This window comes from Hymenobacter piscis (assembly GCF_018760735.1).
In the GTDB taxonomy this organism is placed as follows: Bacteria; Bacteroidota; Bacteroidia; order Cytophagales; family Hymenobacteraceae; genus Hymenobacter; species Hymenobacter piscis.
The window spans coordinates 193162-210349 of the sequence record NZ_JAHHZN010000005.1 but is presented as its reverse complement, the minus strand read 5'-3'; the positions used below and the strand labels follow the sequence as shown (position 1 = coordinate 210349).

General features: G+C 63.9%; 11 protein-coding genes. 7 read left to right on the top strand and 4 right to left on the bottom strand.

All coding sequences use genetic code 11. The annotated features are described in order from the left end of the window. The first annotated feature begins 102 nt into the window (after window positions 1-102). Window positions 103-810, top strand: a complete 708-nt coding sequence (locus tag KLP40_RS07900) for a head GIN domain-containing protein (RefSeq protein WP_215593230.1) — start codon at window positions 103-105, stop codon at window positions 808-810. Window positions 811-904: 94 nt separating this feature from the next. On the opposite strand, the gene KLP40_RS07895 is transcribed toward KLP40_RS07900, so the two are convergent. After that, complete coding sequence (locus tag KLP40_RS07895; protein WP_215593229.1) at window positions 905-3799, bottom strand: PA14 domain-containing protein; 2895 nt, start codon at window positions 3797-3799, stop codon at window positions 905-907. 269 nt (window positions 3800-4068) lie between these two features. Then, window positions 4069-4638, bottom strand: coding sequence for a hypothetical protein (locus KLP40_RS07890; protein ID WP_246558706.1), 570 nt, complete (start codon window positions 4636-4638; stop codon window positions 4069-4071). A 169-nt stretch (window positions 4639-4807) separates the two neighbouring features. On the opposite strand from KLP40_RS07890, the gene KLP40_RS07885 reads away from it, so the two are divergent. Continuing rightward, window positions 4808-5755: a 3-oxoacyl-ACP synthase III family protein gene (locus tag KLP40_RS07885; protein ID WP_215593227.1), complete on the top strand. Its 948-nt coding sequence runs from the start codon at window positions 4808-4810 to the stop codon at window positions 5753-5755. 134 nt (window positions 5756-5889) lie between these two features. Here the strand turns inward: KLP40_RS07885 and KLP40_RS07880 are convergent, their stop codons facing one another. Next, complete coding sequence (locus tag KLP40_RS07880; RefSeq protein ID WP_215593226.1) at window positions 5890-7989, bottom strand: matrixin family metalloprotease; 2100 nt, start codon at window positions 7987-7989, stop codon at window positions 5890-5892. A 162-nt stretch (window positions 7990-8151) separates the two neighbouring features. On the opposite strand from KLP40_RS07880, the gene KLP40_RS07875 reads away from it, so the two are divergent. After that, window positions 8152-8799 (top strand): hypothetical protein, encoded by a 648-nt coding sequence (locus KLP40_RS07875; RefSeq protein WP_215593225.1) that lies wholly within the window; start codon window positions 8152-8154, stop codon window positions 8797-8799. Between the two features lie 11 nt (window positions 8800-8810). Here KLP40_RS07875 and KLP40_RS07870 read toward each other — a convergent pair whose 3' ends face one another. Further along, entirely contained in the window at window positions 8811-9725 is a 915-nt protein-coding gene (locus KLP40_RS07870) for a DUF72 domain-containing protein (RefSeq protein WP_215593224.1), read from the bottom strand. 550 nt (window positions 9726-10275) lie between these two features. Here KLP40_RS07870 and KLP40_RS07865 point away from each other — a divergent pair. The 4 genes from KLP40_RS07865 to KLP40_RS07850 all read left to right on the top strand — a co-directional run bounded on the left by KLP40_RS07865 (window position 10276) and on the right by KLP40_RS07850 (window position 17149). After that, entirely contained in the window at window positions 10276-11091 is an 816-nt protein-coding gene (locus KLP40_RS07865) for a septal ring lytic transglycosylase RlpA family protein (RefSeq protein ID WP_215593223.1), read from the top strand. A 242-nt stretch (window positions 11092-11333) separates the two neighbouring features. Further along, entirely contained in the window at window positions 11334-12422 is a 1089-nt protein-coding gene (locus KLP40_RS07860) for an efflux RND transporter periplasmic adaptor subunit (protein WP_215593222.1), read from the top strand. Between the two features lie 94 nt (window positions 12423-12516). Continuing rightward, a complete protein-coding gene (locus tag KLP40_RS07855) occupies window positions 12517-15717 on the top strand; it encodes an efflux RND transporter permease subunit (RefSeq protein WP_215593221.1) in 3201 nt (1066 codons plus the stop codon). Then, complete coding sequence (locus KLP40_RS07850) at window positions 15710-17149, top strand: TolC family protein (protein WP_215593220.1); 1440 nt, start codon at window positions 15710-15712, stop codon at window positions 17147-17149. Before KLP40_RS07855 ends, KLP40_RS07850 begins: the two co-directional genes overlap by 8 nt. Window positions 17150-17188: the final 39 nt, after the last annotated feature.

The following is a 17188-nucleotide window of genomic DNA, read 5'->3' as shown; positions in this document are numbered from 1 at the left end:
GCCAAGAGCGGATTTCTCGCGCAATTTTCCGAACTCAGGCAACGGTTACGCGGGAGCCGCCATCTGCCCCCGTACCTGTCCACCTTTTTTTCTGCTGCGCTTATGAAAACGCTCCGCCTCTTACCTGGCCTGCTGCTGGCCGTGCTGCTCTTCTCGGCCTTCCGGCCCGCCGACACGCGCGAAACCCGCCGCGTAGAGGCCTTCACCGCCCTGAGCCTGGGCGGCAGTATGCGCGTGATTGTGCGCCAGGGCAGCCCCCAGCTGGTGGAAGTAGAAGGCGACGCCGAGGATTTGGCCCGCCTCGAAACCACCGTCAGCGGCGGCAAGCTGCGCATCGGCACCAAGCCGCAGTCGGGCATGCGCTGGACCAATTTCAAGGGCAACGTGACGGTGTACGTGACCATGCCCACTATTACGGGTCTGGCGGTGAGTGGCTCCGGCAGCCTGAAAGCCCCCGACGCTATCCGGGCCCAGAACCTCGATCTGGCCGTCAGCGGCTCGGGCAGCCTGAGTTTGGCCAGCGTTACGGCCGACAAGGTTCACTCGGCCATTTCGGGCTCCGGCAGCCTTTCCATTCTGGGCGGCGCGGCCCCCAGCCAGGAAGTGGCCGTCAGCGGTTCGGGCAACCTGCGGGCCGAGAAGCTGCAGAGCAAAGCGTGCAACGTACGCATCAGCGGCTCGGGCAGCTGCCGGGTGCAGGCCACCCAAACGCTGGACGCCCGCATTGCCGGCTCCGGGGGCGTGTACGTGAGCGGCAACCCCCGCATCAGCAGCTCCACCGCCGGCAGCGGCCGCGTCCACCAGATTTAATCGGCCGCGGCCGGACCACCGTAAGCAATCTGCAAAAGCCCCTCATTCGGCACCCTGGGCCGGATGAGGGGCTTTTGCGCTAAGCAGCGCGATGCTACTCCCGCACCAGCCGCTGGGTTGTCACGCCCCCGGGGCTCAGCAGCCGCACCAGGTACACCCCGGCAGGCAGGGCGCGCAGGTCGAGGGTCTGCTCCTGCCGGGTGCTGCCCGGCAGCTGCTGACGCAGTACCCGGCGGCCCGCCAGATCCAGCACTTCCAGGGTGGTAGCGGCGGCCGTGGCCTGCTCCACCCGCACCATAAGCTCACTTTTCCCCACCGGATTGGGGAACACGCTCAGGCGCACGGCGGGCGCTGCCGCGCCGTTCCAGCGGGTGGTCACAACGCCCGAAAAGTGGGCGCTGCCGTCCAGGTCGAGCTGGCGCAGGCGGTAGTAGCTCAGGCCCGGCAGGGGCGCAGTATCAAGGAAGGTATACTGCTGGTGCTGGCTGGTGGTACCCGCGGCGGCTACCTGCCCGGCGGCTTCAAACACTTGGCCGTTGGCCGAGCGCTCTATCACAAACCGGGCGCTGTTTAGCTCCTGGGCCGTTTCCCAGCTGGCCAGCACCCCCGCCGGCCGGGCTTCAACCCCAAAGCGGGTGAGCGTAACCGGCAGCGGGGCGTTGGAGGCGGCCGAGCACAGGTCGGCGGCAGCCACGAGCTGGCGGGGCACTCCGGCATCGGGGCTGGCATACTCCAGCTTCAGACTGCTGAAGGCGGTATTTTCGCCGTAGAGCACCAGCACATCGTGCAGGCCGGCCGAAAGGCTGATCGTAGCTGATTCCGTGGTGGCCGGGTGCTGGCCGCCGTTCTGAATCAGGGCCGCGGCCACGTTGGGCGTGGCCGCCAGGGCTGCGTTATCGAGCCAGAGAAACGCGCCGTCGTCGGCGGTGAGGTAGAACGTGTAGGTACCGGCCGTATTGATGCGGATACGGCCCCGGAACCGGGCGCTGAACGTTTCGGGGTTGTCGGGCGGACCGGTGGCCGCCCCGGACAGGTCGCCCCAGCTGGCCACGCTTTCAAAATCGAGGACCTGCACGTTACGGCTCCGGGCGGCGGGGGTAGTTGTGAAAAAGGCCGGATCATCGTTGAAGTAGCCCGGGAAAAACTCCGCAAACAGCCCTGAGGAAGCGGGCTGCCCCCCGGCATCAAGGCCACTGCAGCCGGCCGGGGCCCGGGCCACCACCTGGGCCGTCAGCGTGTTCACGAATACGGAGTCGCCGCCGGCGTTGCGGGCGGCCACGCTGAGGGTATAGCTGGCTTCGGGTACACTGGCATCCACGCTCACGCGGCCCGTGCCGGCGTTGATGGTAATGCCGGCCGGCAGCGCGGCCGCGTTATCGAGCTCATATTCCACCACCTGGGAGGCACTGACAACGGTGGGCGCCGAGGAGGTCGTACTGTTGCCGACCACCATCCGCAGCAGGCTGGGCGAGTAGGTCAGGGCCGTGGGCAGGGGCTCCAGAGGCTGCACGGAGGTGCAGAACAGGCGGCCGGGTACCACCTGCCGGGCCAGGCCCAGCGCCGCACTCTCGTATTCCAGCACCAGCGTATTGTTAAGCGTCTGGTCGCCGTAGAGCAGCAGTACGTTGTGCAGGCCCGCGCCCAGGCGCAGGGTCACGGCCACGGTACGGGCCGGGTGACTGCCGCCGTTGTCGATGGTGGCTTCGCTGCGCCGGGGCGTGGGAGCCAGCGCCGCGTTATCGAGCCAGAGGTAGGCCGCGTCGTCGGCGGTCAGGTAGAAGGTATAGTCGGCGGTAGCGGCCAGGTAGAGGCTGCCGCGCAGGCGCAGACTAAATTCATCGGGGTTGGAGGCCAGCCCCCCCGCCACGCCCGCCAGGGCCCCGAAACTGTCGTTATCGGGAAAGTTCACCAGCCCTTCGGTACGGGTCAGGCCGCCGGGGCTGCCGGCAAAAAAAGCCAGATCATCGTCGAAGTAGCCGCTGAAGTATTCGGCGTAGAGGCCGGCCGAGGGTGGGTTGCCACCGGGGTCGGGGCCGCCGCAGCCCCCGGGCAGGGGCGCCGTCACCTGAAACCGGAACGCATTGCGGAAGCGGCTGGTCCCGGCCGCATTGCTCACGGCTACTTCCAGGTCGTAGGTGCCTTCGGGCACGGAAGCCGCGGCCGTGAGCACGCCGGTGCCGGCATCGATACTGATGCCGGCGGGCAGGCCGGCGGCGTTAGCCAGGGCGAAACCCGTAACGGCCGCCCCGCCATCCTCCACGGTGGGCACCCCGGAGCTGCGGGTGGTGCCCGTAGGCAGGGCGCGCGAGGCGGGCTCGTAGCGAATGGCCCGGGGCGACAGGGGCGCGGGGGCCAAGGCCGTGCACAGGGCTGCCGTGGGCACCACCTGCCGGGTCAGGCCCGGTCCCTCGTATTCCCAGACCAGCACGTTGTCGCAGCAATCCTCGCCGTACAGCAGCAGCACGTTGTGCCGGCCCGCGCTCAGCGTCAGGGTGGCCGAGCGGGTCTGGCTGCTGTGGCGTCCGCCATTGTCGATGAGGGCAGTGCCCACGGCGGGCGGCAGGGCCAGCGCTTCACCATCCAGCCAGAGGTAAGCCGCATCGTCGGCGGTCAGGTAGAAGGTGTACTCCCCGGCCGTGGCAATGCTGAGGCTGCCACGCAGGCGCAAGCTGAACCGGTCGGGGTCAGTGGCCGTGCCGTCCGATACCGGGCGCAGGTCGCCAAAGGCAGCGGTGGTGGCAAAGCTGACGTTGGCTTCCGTGCGAATCAGGCCGGCAGGCCGGTTGTTGTCGGAGAAAAAACCCGGGTCATCTTCGAAATATCCCCTGAAATACTCCGCGTACAATCCGTTGGTAGCCGGCTGCCCGCCCGGATCGGTACCCGAACAGACCGTAGGTTGGGCCTGAGCCCCCATACTGCTCAGCCACAGCAGTACCACCAGTCCGAAAGTGAACTGAACGTAACCGGCAGAAGCAAGCCTCTTTTTCATCTTAAGATGATTTTATGGTATAAAGACAGTATTCACCATACAACTAAGGTAAAATAATTTGTCAAATTATCAATATTTTAATTTTGTTTTGTATTAATTATATCAGACTATTTTCACTATTCCGGGTTGATTTCCTGACCAGTCTGCACTAGCGCCCTCGGTGGTGGGCGCGATGAAGCGGCCATCACGCACACCGCCCCGGCGGAGCCCGTCTTCCTGGTGCAGAAAAACGGGCTCCGCCGGGGCGGAAGCACTCTTAAACGGGCCGACTAAAAGTCGAACAGGCCGCGCCGGGTGCCGGACTTGCGCTTGTCTTTCGACTTGCTCTTTTTCCGGTCCTTGTCTCCCCCGAACAGGTTGCCGAAGGGGCTGGTTTTCTCCTTGATGAGCACGTAGCGCACCGAAAGGGCCGTGGGAAAGCGGGCCCAGTCGGCGGAGTTGATTTCGACGGTGGGCTTGAAATCGAGGCTGAGCACCAGGGGCACGAAGGCCACTTTGTACTCGATGCCGGCCAGGGCATCGAAGCCGCCGAAGCCGCCAGTGTCCTTGTGGGTGCCCAGGTGCCCGCCCAGGCCGAAGTAATAGTTGAGGCTGGGACCCAGAATGCCGAAGTGGCGCTCGGCCAGCACCGTGGCGCTTACTTCGCGGCTGCCGGCCAGCACCAGTCCTTCGAGGGTGGTTTTATCGAATACCTTTTGCTGCACGGTGAGGCCGTAGTTGTTTTTGCCCAGGCGCAGGCCGGCGGCGGTGCGGTACTTCTGGGCGTGGGCGGCCGGGGCCAGGGCGCTGCTGCCCCCGAGTAGCAGGGCCAGCAGGGTGGCCTTTCGAACTGAATTCAAAAACATCATAATGTTGTTAGCAGGCGGCTGAACTCCTCCCGGGGCCCCGCGTTGAACGCTGCGAAGCCGCACAAAGTACGGGCCCCGGCTGAAAAGAACGTGCCACTTCCGGGGAACCCCGTACCTTTCCCCTTCTTTCCGCTTCGATTACCTTCTGCCTTTCGCGCCCGTGTACATTCATCAGGTGGCGGCTTACCTGCCCGCCGAAGTCATTGACAACGCCCATTTCACCCGCTTAAATGGCCTCTCGCACGAGTGGATAACGGAGCGCACCGGCATCCGGACGCGTCGCAAAGCCGCCCCCGACGAAAACACGAATACCATGGCCCTGGAGGCCACGCGGCGGGCCCTGGCTCAGGCCCCCGATTTTCCCGCCGCCAGCGTTGATTTGATTGTGGGCGGCACCTACACGCCCCACGACACCATTTACACCGTAGCCCACGCCGTGCAGCGGGAACTCGACGTGTCGGATATTCCGGTGGTGAGCATTTCCTCGGCCTGCTCTTCGCTGCTGAACGCGGTGGAAATCGTGGAAGGCTACTTTGCCCTGAACAAGGCCAGCCGGGCGCTGGTGGTGGTGAGCGAGCACAACACGGCCTACAACAACGACCTCGACACCGTGGCCGGCCACCTCTGGGGCGACGGGGCGGCGGTGCTGCTGATTTCCAAAGAGCGCCTCGCCCCCACCGATCTGCGGGTGCGCGACATCCGCACGGGCGGGGCCGGCAACATCGGTAAGGCCAACGAGTCGGTGACGCTCAAGCCCGTGGAGCGCGGCATTGTGATGCCCTACGGCAAGGACGTGTTCATTCACGCCTGCACCTACATGACGCGCGTGACGCAGCAGATTCTGGAAAAGAACCAGCTCAGCGTGGACGATGTGACCTACCTGATTCCGCACCAGGCCAACCTGCGCATCACCAAAAACGTGCTCCAGCAACTGGGCCTGCCCGAGGACCGGGCCGTATCCAACATTGAGGAGCTGGGCAACACGGGCTGCGCCGGCGCCGCCATTGCCCTGGCCTCCACCTGGCCTGACCTGCACCCCGGCAACCACGTGGTCGTTACCGTGTTCGGCGGCGGCTATTCCTACGGGGCCATGCTGCTGGAGCGGTGAAATAGTGAAATGGTGAGGTGGTGAAATAGTGAAATGGTGAGTTTGATGTTCAGTTGGCGCTACTTGCGCCGATAGGTTCATCCGAACATCAAACTCACCATCTCACTATTTCACCATTTCACCATCTCACCACCTCACTGTACCAGCAGGGGCTCGGTGCCGGCGGGGCCGTTGGTGTCGGTCCAGCGCAGCAGGTAGTAGCCGGCCCGCAGGGGGGGCAGATTGAGGCGGAGCAGGTTCAGGCCGGGCAGGTAGTCGAGGCGGGTGCCGCCCAGGTAGCGGCCCACGGCATCGTAGACGCGCACCACCAGGGTACCGGCCGTGGGGCCGCCGCCGTATTGCAGCCCCAGCCCGGCGCCCTGGTCGGCCAGCGGATTGGGAAAGGGGCGCAGGCGGCCGGCCGCGGTGGCATCGGTGGTAACGCCCAGGGCATAGGCGTCGTCGAGCGAGTTATCGGGGCGGCGCACCCGCAGGCGGTAGTAGCTCAGGCCGGCCAGCGGCTGGGCGTCGGTCACGCGGTACTGATTGTTGGCGTTACCGGCCACTACCGTCGCCACTGCCTGCCAGCCGGCCGTGGTATCGGCCGGGGCGCGCTCCACTACGAAGCCGCTCAAGTTGCACTCGTCGCGGGTAGCCCACTGCACCACCACACTACCGGCGCTGAAGGTGGCCTGCTGCCCGACGACGGGCGCGGGCAGCATGGGCACCGGCCCGCAGACCTCGGTCCGGAAGCTGCGGGTACGGAGCACGAAGCGGCCGCCGGCTACGTCGCTGGCGGCGGCCAGCTCGCGGCTGCGCTGGCCCCGGGCAATGGCGTAGTGCATGATGGCGCTGGGCAGAATCAGGTGGGAAAGCTGCTGGGCATGCCCGAGTTCGTGGACCGCCACCGTTTCAAAATCAATCTGCTGGCCCGCAGGATTCGCCGGCCCGAACTGCCAGTTCGTGGCGTCATCAAACTCGGTATCCACCTCGCGCACGAAGAAGACCACCGAGCCGTCGGGGCGGTAACAACCCTCGTAGTAGCTGGTAGTGCGGCCCAGCACCCCGGCCGGCAGGCTGGTTCCGGTATCGAAGCCCACCGAGTTGTCCCCGTCGTTGGCCACGCCGGTAGCAGTGCGAACGGCTCCCAGGTTCCAGTTGATGCCCGTCTGGCAGCGCCAGGCACCCAGGGCCCGCTGCCAGGCCGCCGCCGCGGCCATATTGGCGGCGAAACCGGCATCGAAGCGGAACGTCATCCCCCCGGCGGAGTTCAGGTCGCGGTGGTTTGGCACGGCCCGCTGCCCCGAGTTGGTATCGAGCACGTTGGCGGCGGCAAAAACGATGGTTACGGGCACCGGACTCAGGGTAGTTAGCTGGCCGGCGGTAGTTACGCGCACGGGCCCGGTGCCGGCGGGGCTGCGGGAGGCACTCAGGGAAGGCACCCGCACCTGAATCTGGGTATCCGTCCAGCGCACGTAGTCGTCGTCCCGCACCTTGGTGAAGGTAGCGCCCCCGTCGTCGGCGTTGCGGAATTCCACGCTGCCCGCGCCCCGGCTGGGTCCGAATCCGGAGCCCGTAATGGTGAGCACCGCGCCCGTGCCGGCCGGCAGGCTGAGCGGGGCCAGGGCGACAATAACCGGGGCCTGCCCGCGGGCAGCTACTGCGGGCCGGGCCGCCCGGAGCCGGGCCGCGGCCAGGGCCGGGTTGGGCTGCACCCGCTGCGGCGGCGCCTGGGCCACGGTCTGGTAAAATGGCGCGTCCAGCTGCTCGTAGCGGCGGAAGGGCTCGGTGGCGGTCAGCTGGGGCAGCTCGTAGCGGATAAAGCCCTGCTGACTGCCATAGGCCTGCCAACCCGGTCCGGCCCCGGGCAGCGTGGCGGGCTCCAGAAAGAAAATGCCCTGCTCGCCGGGCTCCACCTGCAGCGTGTTGGTGAGCTCCTGCCGGCTCAGGCCCACCGTGCCGCCCTCCGTGAGCAGGGTCAGCACGGAATCAGCGGGGCCTTTGAACTGCTGGAACACCCGCAGCCGGTGACGGGTGTAGAAGCGGCCATTGGCGGCCCGGAAACCCTGACTTTCCGTTACGGCCGCCTCCACGATGCGCGTGGCGCGGGCCGGGCGCTCGGCCGGGTCGAGGGGGAGCAGCAGGCAGTGGGTGAGCGGAGCAACAGCCGGGGCAGCGGCCGGCACCTGGGCGGCCAAGGGGCAGGCGGCCAGCAGCGCGGCCACTACCGGCAGCAGAAAGATCGGGAGTTTCATACGGGAGGGCGCAGAAAAAGGCAGCCCGGCCCTGAAAGTACCACAATTACCCGCCTCCCCGGCGCGGTTTCCCGCTTTTTTTTCGCCCCCGATTCCGTACCTGCAACCCGGCCGGCGCAGTTCGGCTCCTCTGGCCGTACCTCACCTTTTTATTTATCCGTTATGCGTGTGAATACCCTGGCCGCTCCCGTCGTTCTGGCCCTCTCGTTACTGGCTGCCACCCCAACCCTCGCCCAAACCCCGGCCGCCACACTCCCACCCGCCGCGCCTATCCGGCCCCTGCTCAAGCTGGGCCTCGTGGTGGGAAATGAGCACGCTATCAGCAGTTACCACGGCATCTCAGTGCCCGTGTTCGTGGGCCTGGAGCAGCAACTAACCCCGGGCTGGACGCTGACGCTCAACGGTACCAGCAGCTGGCACCTGGGCCGGCGCGACTTCTCCAACCTTGGCTACCGCTCTCCCCTTGTCACCCAGCTCAGCTTCGACGCGGGCATCCGGCACTATTACCACCAGGCCCGGCGCCAGGAGCGCGGCTACCGCACCGGCCCCTACCAGGGCCCGTACGTGGGCCTGCAAACCCGCACCATCTTCAGCCCGATTCCCTCTAGCAACAACCAGCTTCGCTACGATTATAGCACTATCAGCCTGTTGTGGGGCACGCAGCGCCGCCTGGGTGGCCACGGCCTGCTCGATGCCTACCTGAGCGGCGGACTGGCTAACCCCAGAGTATACGGCGTTGAGAACACCTACCAGCACCGCCTCGGCATCAGCCTGGAGGCCGGCGTGAAGCTGAGCCTGATCCGGCCCTGAGCACCGGCCGGCTAAAACAAACTCCCCTGCATTGGCTGCGGAATGATGCGCGGGGGGCGCACGGCCATGCCCGTCAGCTCGTGGAGGCGGCGCAGGAAGTGTTCGGCCCAGAGGGGCGAGTGCAGAATGTCCTTCTGGTGGATGAAGACGTAGGCCGTGTGCAGCCCCGCTTCCAGCCACCCGGCCAGGCGGGCGGCCCAGTCGTCGGCCCGGCGGAAGTCGGAATCGATGAGGCCGTGGCCGTTGAGGCGCAGGAAGGTAACGGGCGTAGTCAGGCGCTGGTGCAGGGCGTCGCGGCGGCCGGCCACGTCGCTGATGACCAGGGGCTTGCCCAGGGCCTCCAGCATGGCCGTGACGGCGGCCAGCAGCCCGGCGTCGGAAAACCAGGCCGGATGGCGCAGCTCCACGGCCAGGGGCACGTAGGCCGGGAAGTCGAGCAGGTAGCGCTCCAGGCGCGGCAGGTGCTCGGGACCGAAGGTGGGCGGCAGCTGCAGAAACGCGTGGCCCAGCGTCGGCCCCAGGCCTTCAATGGCCCGGCAGAAGCTCACCGTCAGGTCGTCGGCATTATATAAGGCCCGGTCGTGGCTGATGACTTGCGGAATTTTGGGGCAGAAGCGGAACGTATCGGGCACGGCTTCGCGCCACTTGCGCACGGTGGGCGCGTCGGGGATGCGGTAGTGAGTGGTGTTGAGTTCGATGCTGTTGAACTGCCGGGCGTAGTGGTGCAGGTAGTCGGCCTCGCGGATGCCGGCCGGGAAGTAGCTGCCCAGCCAGGCCTTATTGGTCCAGATCGGGCAGCCCACGTACAGGGCCGGCGGAGCCGGCTGGGTGGGCAGGGCCCGGGCCAGCTGCCGGGCCGTTTCGGGGTGGTCGGCGGGCAGCCGGAAATCAACGTAGCGCAGGTCGGAGAGGCGGCCAAAATCCATGTCCCGAAGGTAATCAGTTGTTGGTTGGTAGTTGGTAGTTGTTGGTTGTTGGTTGTCAGTTGTCAGTTGTCGAACGTCATCCTGACGAAGGAAGGATCCTATTACGTTGGAACGACATCGTTATAGCAGTTCGTACTGCGGGAGAGGCTCCTTGGTCGCCGCTTAATGCGCGGAATGCTTAGAATTACATCCTAACTACTGATAACTGACAACTACCAACTGACAACCAAAAATCTTTCCCTGTTCTTAGCATATTTCCGGGACATTTGCAACCTGCCCTCCGGGACATTTGGATGCGTGAGGCCAAAATTTTATGACCCGCCGATAGTCGTATTTTTTGGCAGGAGCGTGCAACATCTGAAAAGAGTACAAAAAACGTCTCAATCAAACACAAACCGCTATTTGTGTCATTCGCAACAAATAATTTAAATACAAGATTTATAAGAAAAATTCAATAGCCTACCTGCCCTCTTTCCCGTGCGTGCCCGGGCCAAAGCGGAGCTTTGGCAGACGCTTCTAGATTTGTCGCTCTCACCAACCAAGAGGACGGATGAAGTTGCATTTACGACTGTATGTCTCGGGCTTGCTGCTGGTTGTGCTGTTGGTTCTGCTCACCCTGGCTCCGGCCGCCGCCCGCACCCGCCGCGGCGACGACGACGAAAAAGCCGCTACTGCCGCCCGCAAAGGCACCGTGCTGCGCGGCCGCGCCTCCTGGTACGGCCGCGAATTTCAGGGCCGCCGCACCAGCAACGGGGAACGGTTCGACCGCAACAAATACACCTGCGCCCACAAAACCCTGCCCTTCGGCACTCACCTGCGCGTCACCAACCCCGACAACGGCAAGTCGGTCATCGTGCGCGTTTCCGACCGCGGCCCGTTCCGCCACCAGCGCATTCTGGATCTGGCCGAAATTGCGGCCCGGCCGCTGGGCATCGTCACCCACGGCGCCGTGTCGGTGGTGGCCGAAGTAGTGCCCGACACCACGCCCCTGGGTCCCACCGACGCCCCCGAGAACCTGGCGACCCTGACCACCGACCCCACCGAAACGGCCGATGTGCATACCAACATCGTGGCCGGCACCACCGAGGCGGCCGATGTGGCCCTCACTGCCGAGCCCGCCGCGACCTACGTTATTCAGGCCGGCACCTTCGGCGACGCCCGCAACGCCCGGGCCGTGATGGACAAAATCCAGGGCCTGGAGCCCAAGCTGCTGGTCACAACGGTGGCCGCCGGGGCGCCCCAGGGCAAGGAGCTGAGCCGCGTGGTAGTGGGCCGCTTCACCAGTGCCGCGGAGGCCGACAAGGTGCGGCTCCGCCTGGCCCGCGTGGGCATAGCCGGCCTCGTCCGCCAGGCCGAAAATTTATAGGCGCATATCGAATTGCTGCGTGGGCGCTGCCCGCCGTTCTGCTCCCCTGCGGTGCAGCGCGGCGGGCAGCGCCGTTTAACACCACCTCCGGCTTGCCCACCGGCCGATGGCGCAAAGTGACGCGGGGATTGCCCGCCGCCTAGTTCGCGCTGAGCCTCAAATAGAATTTTCGGCTTCACACGGCCTTCATGAAGTCGGCGGTTGCTTTGTGTCATTCAATCAGGATGGCACGCAATACGCATATGAAAAGAAGGTTTTTATTGGCGCTCATGAGCGTGGGCGTAGTGGCGGGCGGCACGAGCTGCTCCAAAGAACACAAGGAGAAAGAGGAGCAGGTGAAGTTCCTGGTCACCAGCCCGCTCCAGAAGGACACGACCGTCACCAAGGAATACGTGTCGCAGATTCACGCCTATCAGCATATTGAGGTGCGGGCGCTGGAGAAAGGCTACCTGCAGAAGATTTACGTGGACGAAGGCCAGCGCGTGCAGCAGGGCCAGCTCATGTTCCAGATCATGCCGATGGTGTATAAGGCCGAGCTGCAGAAGTCGAAGGCCGAGGCCAACTACGTGGGCATCGAGTACCAGAACACCAAGCTGCTGGCCGACAAGAACGTGGTATCCAAAAACGAGCTGGCGCTGGCCCAAGCCAAGCTCGACAAAGCCAACGCCGAAGTAGGGCTGGCCAAAACCCACCTCGACTTCACCACCATCCGCGCGCCTTTCAGCGGCATGATGGACCATTTCCAGGCCCGGCTGGGCAGCCTGGTGGATGAGGGCGACCTGCTCACGACCCTCTCCGACAACAGCAAGATGTGGGTGTACTTCAACGTGCCCGAGGCCGAGTACCTGGCCTACAAAGCCCACGCCCGCACCGAAGCCGAAACCAAGGTGAAGCTGCGCATGGCCGACAACGAGGAGTTCAAGTACCCCGGCGTGGTGCAGACCATCGAGGCCGACTTCAACAACGAAACCGGCAACATTGCCTTCCGGGCCACTTTCCCCAACCCCGACGGCCTGCTGCGCAACGGCGAAACCGGCTCGGTGCTGATGACCGTGCCGCTCAAAAACGCCGTCATCATCCCGCAGAAAGCCACCTTCGAGGTGCTCGAAAAGAAGTTCGTGTACGTGGTGGATGCCAAGAACAAGGTGCACCAGACCGAGGTAACCGTGGCGTCCGAAATGCCCGACCTCTACATCATCTCGGCCGGCCTGAAAGCCACCGACAACATCATGCTCGAAGGCATCCGCAAGGTGAAGGAAGGCGACAAGATCCGCTTCACCTACGCGGAGCCGAAGTCGGTGATTTCGCACCTGAAAGTGTATTCAGAATAGTTGTCAGTTGCTGGTTGTCAGTTGTTAGCTCGTGCCGGGATTCCGTGCGCACTGACAACTGACAACCAGCAACTAACAACTGAACTCATCAGCTATGTTCAGTAAATTCATTCGTCGCCCCGTGTTTGCCATCGTTATTTCGGTGGTCATCCTATTCCTGGGCATTCTGGCAATCAATACGTTGCCCACGTCCCAATTCCCCGAGATTTCGCCGCCGATGGTGATGGTGAGCACGGCCTACCCCGGCGCCAGCGCCAAGGTGCTCACCGAATCGGTGCTGATTCCGCTGGAGCAGGCCATCAACGGCGTGCCCGGCATGAAGTACATGACCTCCGACGCCGTATCGGCCGGCGAGGCCAACATCCAGATTGTCTTCAACCTGGGCATCGACCCCGAGCAGGCCGTGGTGAACGTAAACACGCGTATCGCCCAGATCCTGAACCGCCTGCCGGTGCTGGTGCAGCGCGAGGGCGTGGTGGTGAACCGCGTGGTGCCCAACATGCTCATGTACGTCAACCTCTACAGCAAAGACAAGAATACCGACATGCGGTACCTCTTCAACTTTGCCGGGGTGAACATGCTGCCCGAAATCCAGCGCATTGATGGCGTGGGCCGGGCCAGCATTCTGGGCTCCCGCCAGTACGCCATGCGCGTGTGGCTGAAGCCGGACCGCATGCGGGCCTACAACCTGTCGGTGGACGACGTGATGGAAGCCCTCAACGACCAGAGCGTGATTGGCTCACCGGGCCGCATCGGCCGCTCCGACGGCAAAGAGGCCTCGGCGCTGGAGTACGTGCTGACCTACAAGGGCCGCTTCAACGACGTGGAGGAGTACAAGAACGTCATCATCAAGGCCAACGCCAACGGCGAAACCCTGCGCCTGAAGGACGTGGCCAACGTGGAGCTGGGCTCGGAGTTCTACGACATCTACTCCAACCTCGACGGCTACCCCTCGGCGGCCATCATGCTCAAGCAGACCTACGGCTCCAACGCCCTCGACGTGATTAAGAGCGTGAAAACCAAGCTGGAGGAGCTCAAGAAAACTATGCCCCCCGGCATGGACTACAAGATCAGCTACGACGTGTCGAACTTTCTCGACGCCTCCACCGAAAACGTAATTCACACCCTGCGCGACGCCTTTATTCTGGTGGCCCTGGTGGTGTTCCTGTTCCTGGGCGACTGGCGCTCCACGCTGATTCCGATTATTGCCGTGCCAGTGTCGTTGGTGGGCGCGTTCATGGCCATGCAGGCCTTTGGGCTCACCATCAACATGATTACGCTGTTTGCGCTGGTACTGGCCATTGGCATTGTGGTGGACGACGCCATTGTGGTGGTGGAAGCGGTGCACGCCAAGATGGAGGAGAAGCACCTCTCGCCCTACGGCGCGGTGCGCGAGGTAATCGGCGAAATCAGCGGGGCCATCATTGCCATTACCATTCTGATGACGGCCGTGTTCGTGCCGGTGGCCTTCATGAGCGGGCCGGTGGGCATTTTCTACCGCCAGTTCTCGATTACCATGGCCGCCAGCATCGTCATTTCGGGCATTGTGGCCCTGACGCTGACGCCGGTGCTGTGCGCCATGATCCTGAAAAAGCACGACCCCAGCCAGCCCAAGAAGAAAACGCCTATCAACCGGTTTATCGACTGGTTTAACCGCGGCTTCGAGCGCCTGACCGGCCGCTACACCAACCTGCTGGAAAAGGTGGTGGACCGCCGCGTGCTCACCTTCCTGGTGCTGATTGCCTTCGGGCTGGGCATCTTCGGCATCTCCACTACCCTGCCCTCGGGCTTTATTCCGGCCGAAGACCAGGGCATGATTTACGCCGTGCTCCAGACGCCGCCCGGCTCCACCCTGGAGCGCACCAACGACCTCTCGCAGCGCCTGCAGAAGCTGGCTGAGAAAGTGCCCGGCATCGAAAGCATTTCCACGCTGGCCGGCTACGAGATTCTGACCGAAGGCCGCGGCTCCAACGCCGGCACCTGTATCATCAGCCTCAAGCCCTGGAACGAGCGCAAGGAATCGGTGCACGACGTGATTATGGCCCTCGAAGAGAAAGCCAAGGAAATTCCCGGCGCGACCATCGAGTTCTTCGAGCCACCAGCAGTACCGGGCTACGGCGCGGCGGGCGGCTTCCAGCTCCAGATGCTCGATAAAACCGCCACCGGCGACTACAAGGCCCTGGAAAAAGTGAACGAGGAGTTCATGGCGGCCCTGCAGAAGCGCAAGGAGCTGGCCGGGCTGTTCACCTTTTTCTCGGCCAACTATCCGCAGTACGAGCTGCAGATTGACAACCAGCTGGCCATGCAGAAGGGCGTGAGCATCGGCAACGCCATGAACACGCTCAGCATCATGGTGGGCTCGACGTACGAGCTGGGCTTCATCAAGTACCAGCGCTTCTTCAAGGTGTTCGTGCAGGCCTCGCCCGAGTACCGCCGCCTGCCCAAGGACATCCTGGATATGTGGGTGAAGAACGACAAGGGCGAAATGGTGCCGATGTCGGCCTTCATGAAGATTGTGAAGGGCCAGGGCGCCAACGAAATCAACCGCTACAACATGTACCCCACGGCCTCCATCCGCGGCGATGCGGCGGCGGGCTACAGCTCCGGCGAGGCCATCAAGGCCGTGCAGGAAGTAGCCGCCAAAACCCTGCCCCGCGGCTACGACATCGACTGGGGCGGGCTGTCGAAGGACGAGGTGAGCCGCGGCAACGAGGCCATCTACATCTTCCTGGTCGTGATTGTGTTCGTGTACCTGGTGCTGGCCGCGCAGTATGAGAGCTTCCTGCTGCCGCTGTCCGTGATTCTGAGCTTGCCGGCCGGGATTTTCGGCTCCTTCCTGCTCATTAAGATGATGGGCCTGGCTAACAACATCTACGCCCAGGTGGGCCTGGTGATGCTGGTAGGTTTGCTAGGGAAGAACGCCGTGCTGATTGTGGAGTTTGCGGTGCAGAAGCACGAGGAAGGCATGACGGTGCGCGAAGCGGCCATTGAAGGCGCGAAAGTGCGTTTCCGGCCGATTCTGATGACCTCCTTCGCCTTCATTGCCGGCCTGATTCCGCTGGTTATTGCCCACGGCGCGGGCGCCATCGGCAACCGCACCATTGGTACGGCGGCGCTGGGCGGCATGCTGTTCGGCACCGTGTTCGGGGTAATCCTCGTGCCGGGCCTGTACTACATTTTTGGTACGCTGTCCGCCGGCCGCAAGCTGATCCAGGATGAAAATGAAAACCCGCTGTCGGAGTTTGAGCCGCACGTATTCGTTGATGAAGAAATTCCGAGCCACAGTCATGCGTAACAAACGCCTCTATCAAGGCCTGAGCGCCGCTTTGCTGGCCCTGTCGGTGGGCGCGTGCAAAATGCCCGAGTTGGCCACCAAGGCCGCCGGCCGCCCGGTACCCACCACCTACGCCACCACCACCACGGATAGCACCAACACCGCCCGCACCCAGTGGCGGCAGTTTTTCACCGACCCCAACCTGGTGGGCCTCATCGATACGGCCCTGCAGCGCAACCAGGAGCTGAATATCTCGCTGCAGGAAATTCAGATTGCCCGCAACGAGGTGCAGATCCGCAAGGGCGAGTACCTGCCCTTCGTGGGCCTGGGCGTGAAGGCCGAAACGGCGCGAGCCAGCAAAAACACGCTGCAGGGAGCCACCGAGGAAGCCATCCGCATCCGGCCCGAACACCGCAACCCCGACCCGCTGCCCAACTACCAGATCGGGGCGTTTGCCAGCTGGGAAGTGGATATCTGGCACAAGCTGCGCAACGCCCGCAAGTCGGCCGCGCTGCGCTACCTGGCCACGGTGGAAGGCCGCAACTTCACGGTCACGAACCTGATTGGCGAAATTGCGTCTTCCTACTACGAGCTGCTGGGCCTGGACAATCAGCTGGCCATCGTGCGCCAGAACATCGAGCTGCAAACCAACGCCCTGGAGCTGGTGAAGCTGCAGAAGGAATCGGCCCGCACCACCGAGCTGGCCGTGCAGCGCTTCGAGGCGCAGCTGCACACCACCCGCAGCCTGCAGTACGACATTCAGCAGCGCATCACCGAAACCGAGAACCGCCTCAACTTCCTGGCCGGCCGCTACCCCCAGCCCATTGCCCGCAACTCGGCGGCGTTTAATGAACTGCTGCCCGCCCCGGTGCAGGCCGGCGTGCCGGCCCAACTGCTGCAAAACCGCCCCGATATCCGGCAGGCTGAAAAGCAGCTGGCCGCCGCCAAGCTGGATATCCAGATTGCGCGAGCCAACTTCTACCCGGCGCTGCGCATCACGGGCGGGGCCGGTTTCGGAGCCTTCAAGCCCGGGCTGCTGTTCACCTCGCCCGAGTCGATGCTGTACTCGCTGGCTGGTGATTTGGTGGCCCCGCTGGTGAACCGCAACGGCATCAAGGCCGTGTACGGCAACGCCAACGCCGTGCAGATTCAGGCCGCCTACCACTACGAGCGCACCATCCTAAACGCCTACGTGGAAGTAGCCAACCAGCTGGCCAGCATCAATAACCTGCAGCAGAGCTACAACGAAAAGGCCTGGGCCGTGCAGGCCCTCAACCAGTCGAGCACCATTTCCAGCAGCCTGTTCCGCTCCGCCCGCGCCGACTACACCGAAGTGCTCTTCACCCAGCGCGACGCCCTGGAATCCAAGTTCGACCTGATCGAAACCCGGATGCAGCAGCTCAATGCTTCTGTAAACGTGTACCGCGCTCTGGGCGGCGGCTGGAAACAGTAAGGCCGGGAGCCGGAGCGCTTCGCTTGTACCTCCTGGCTG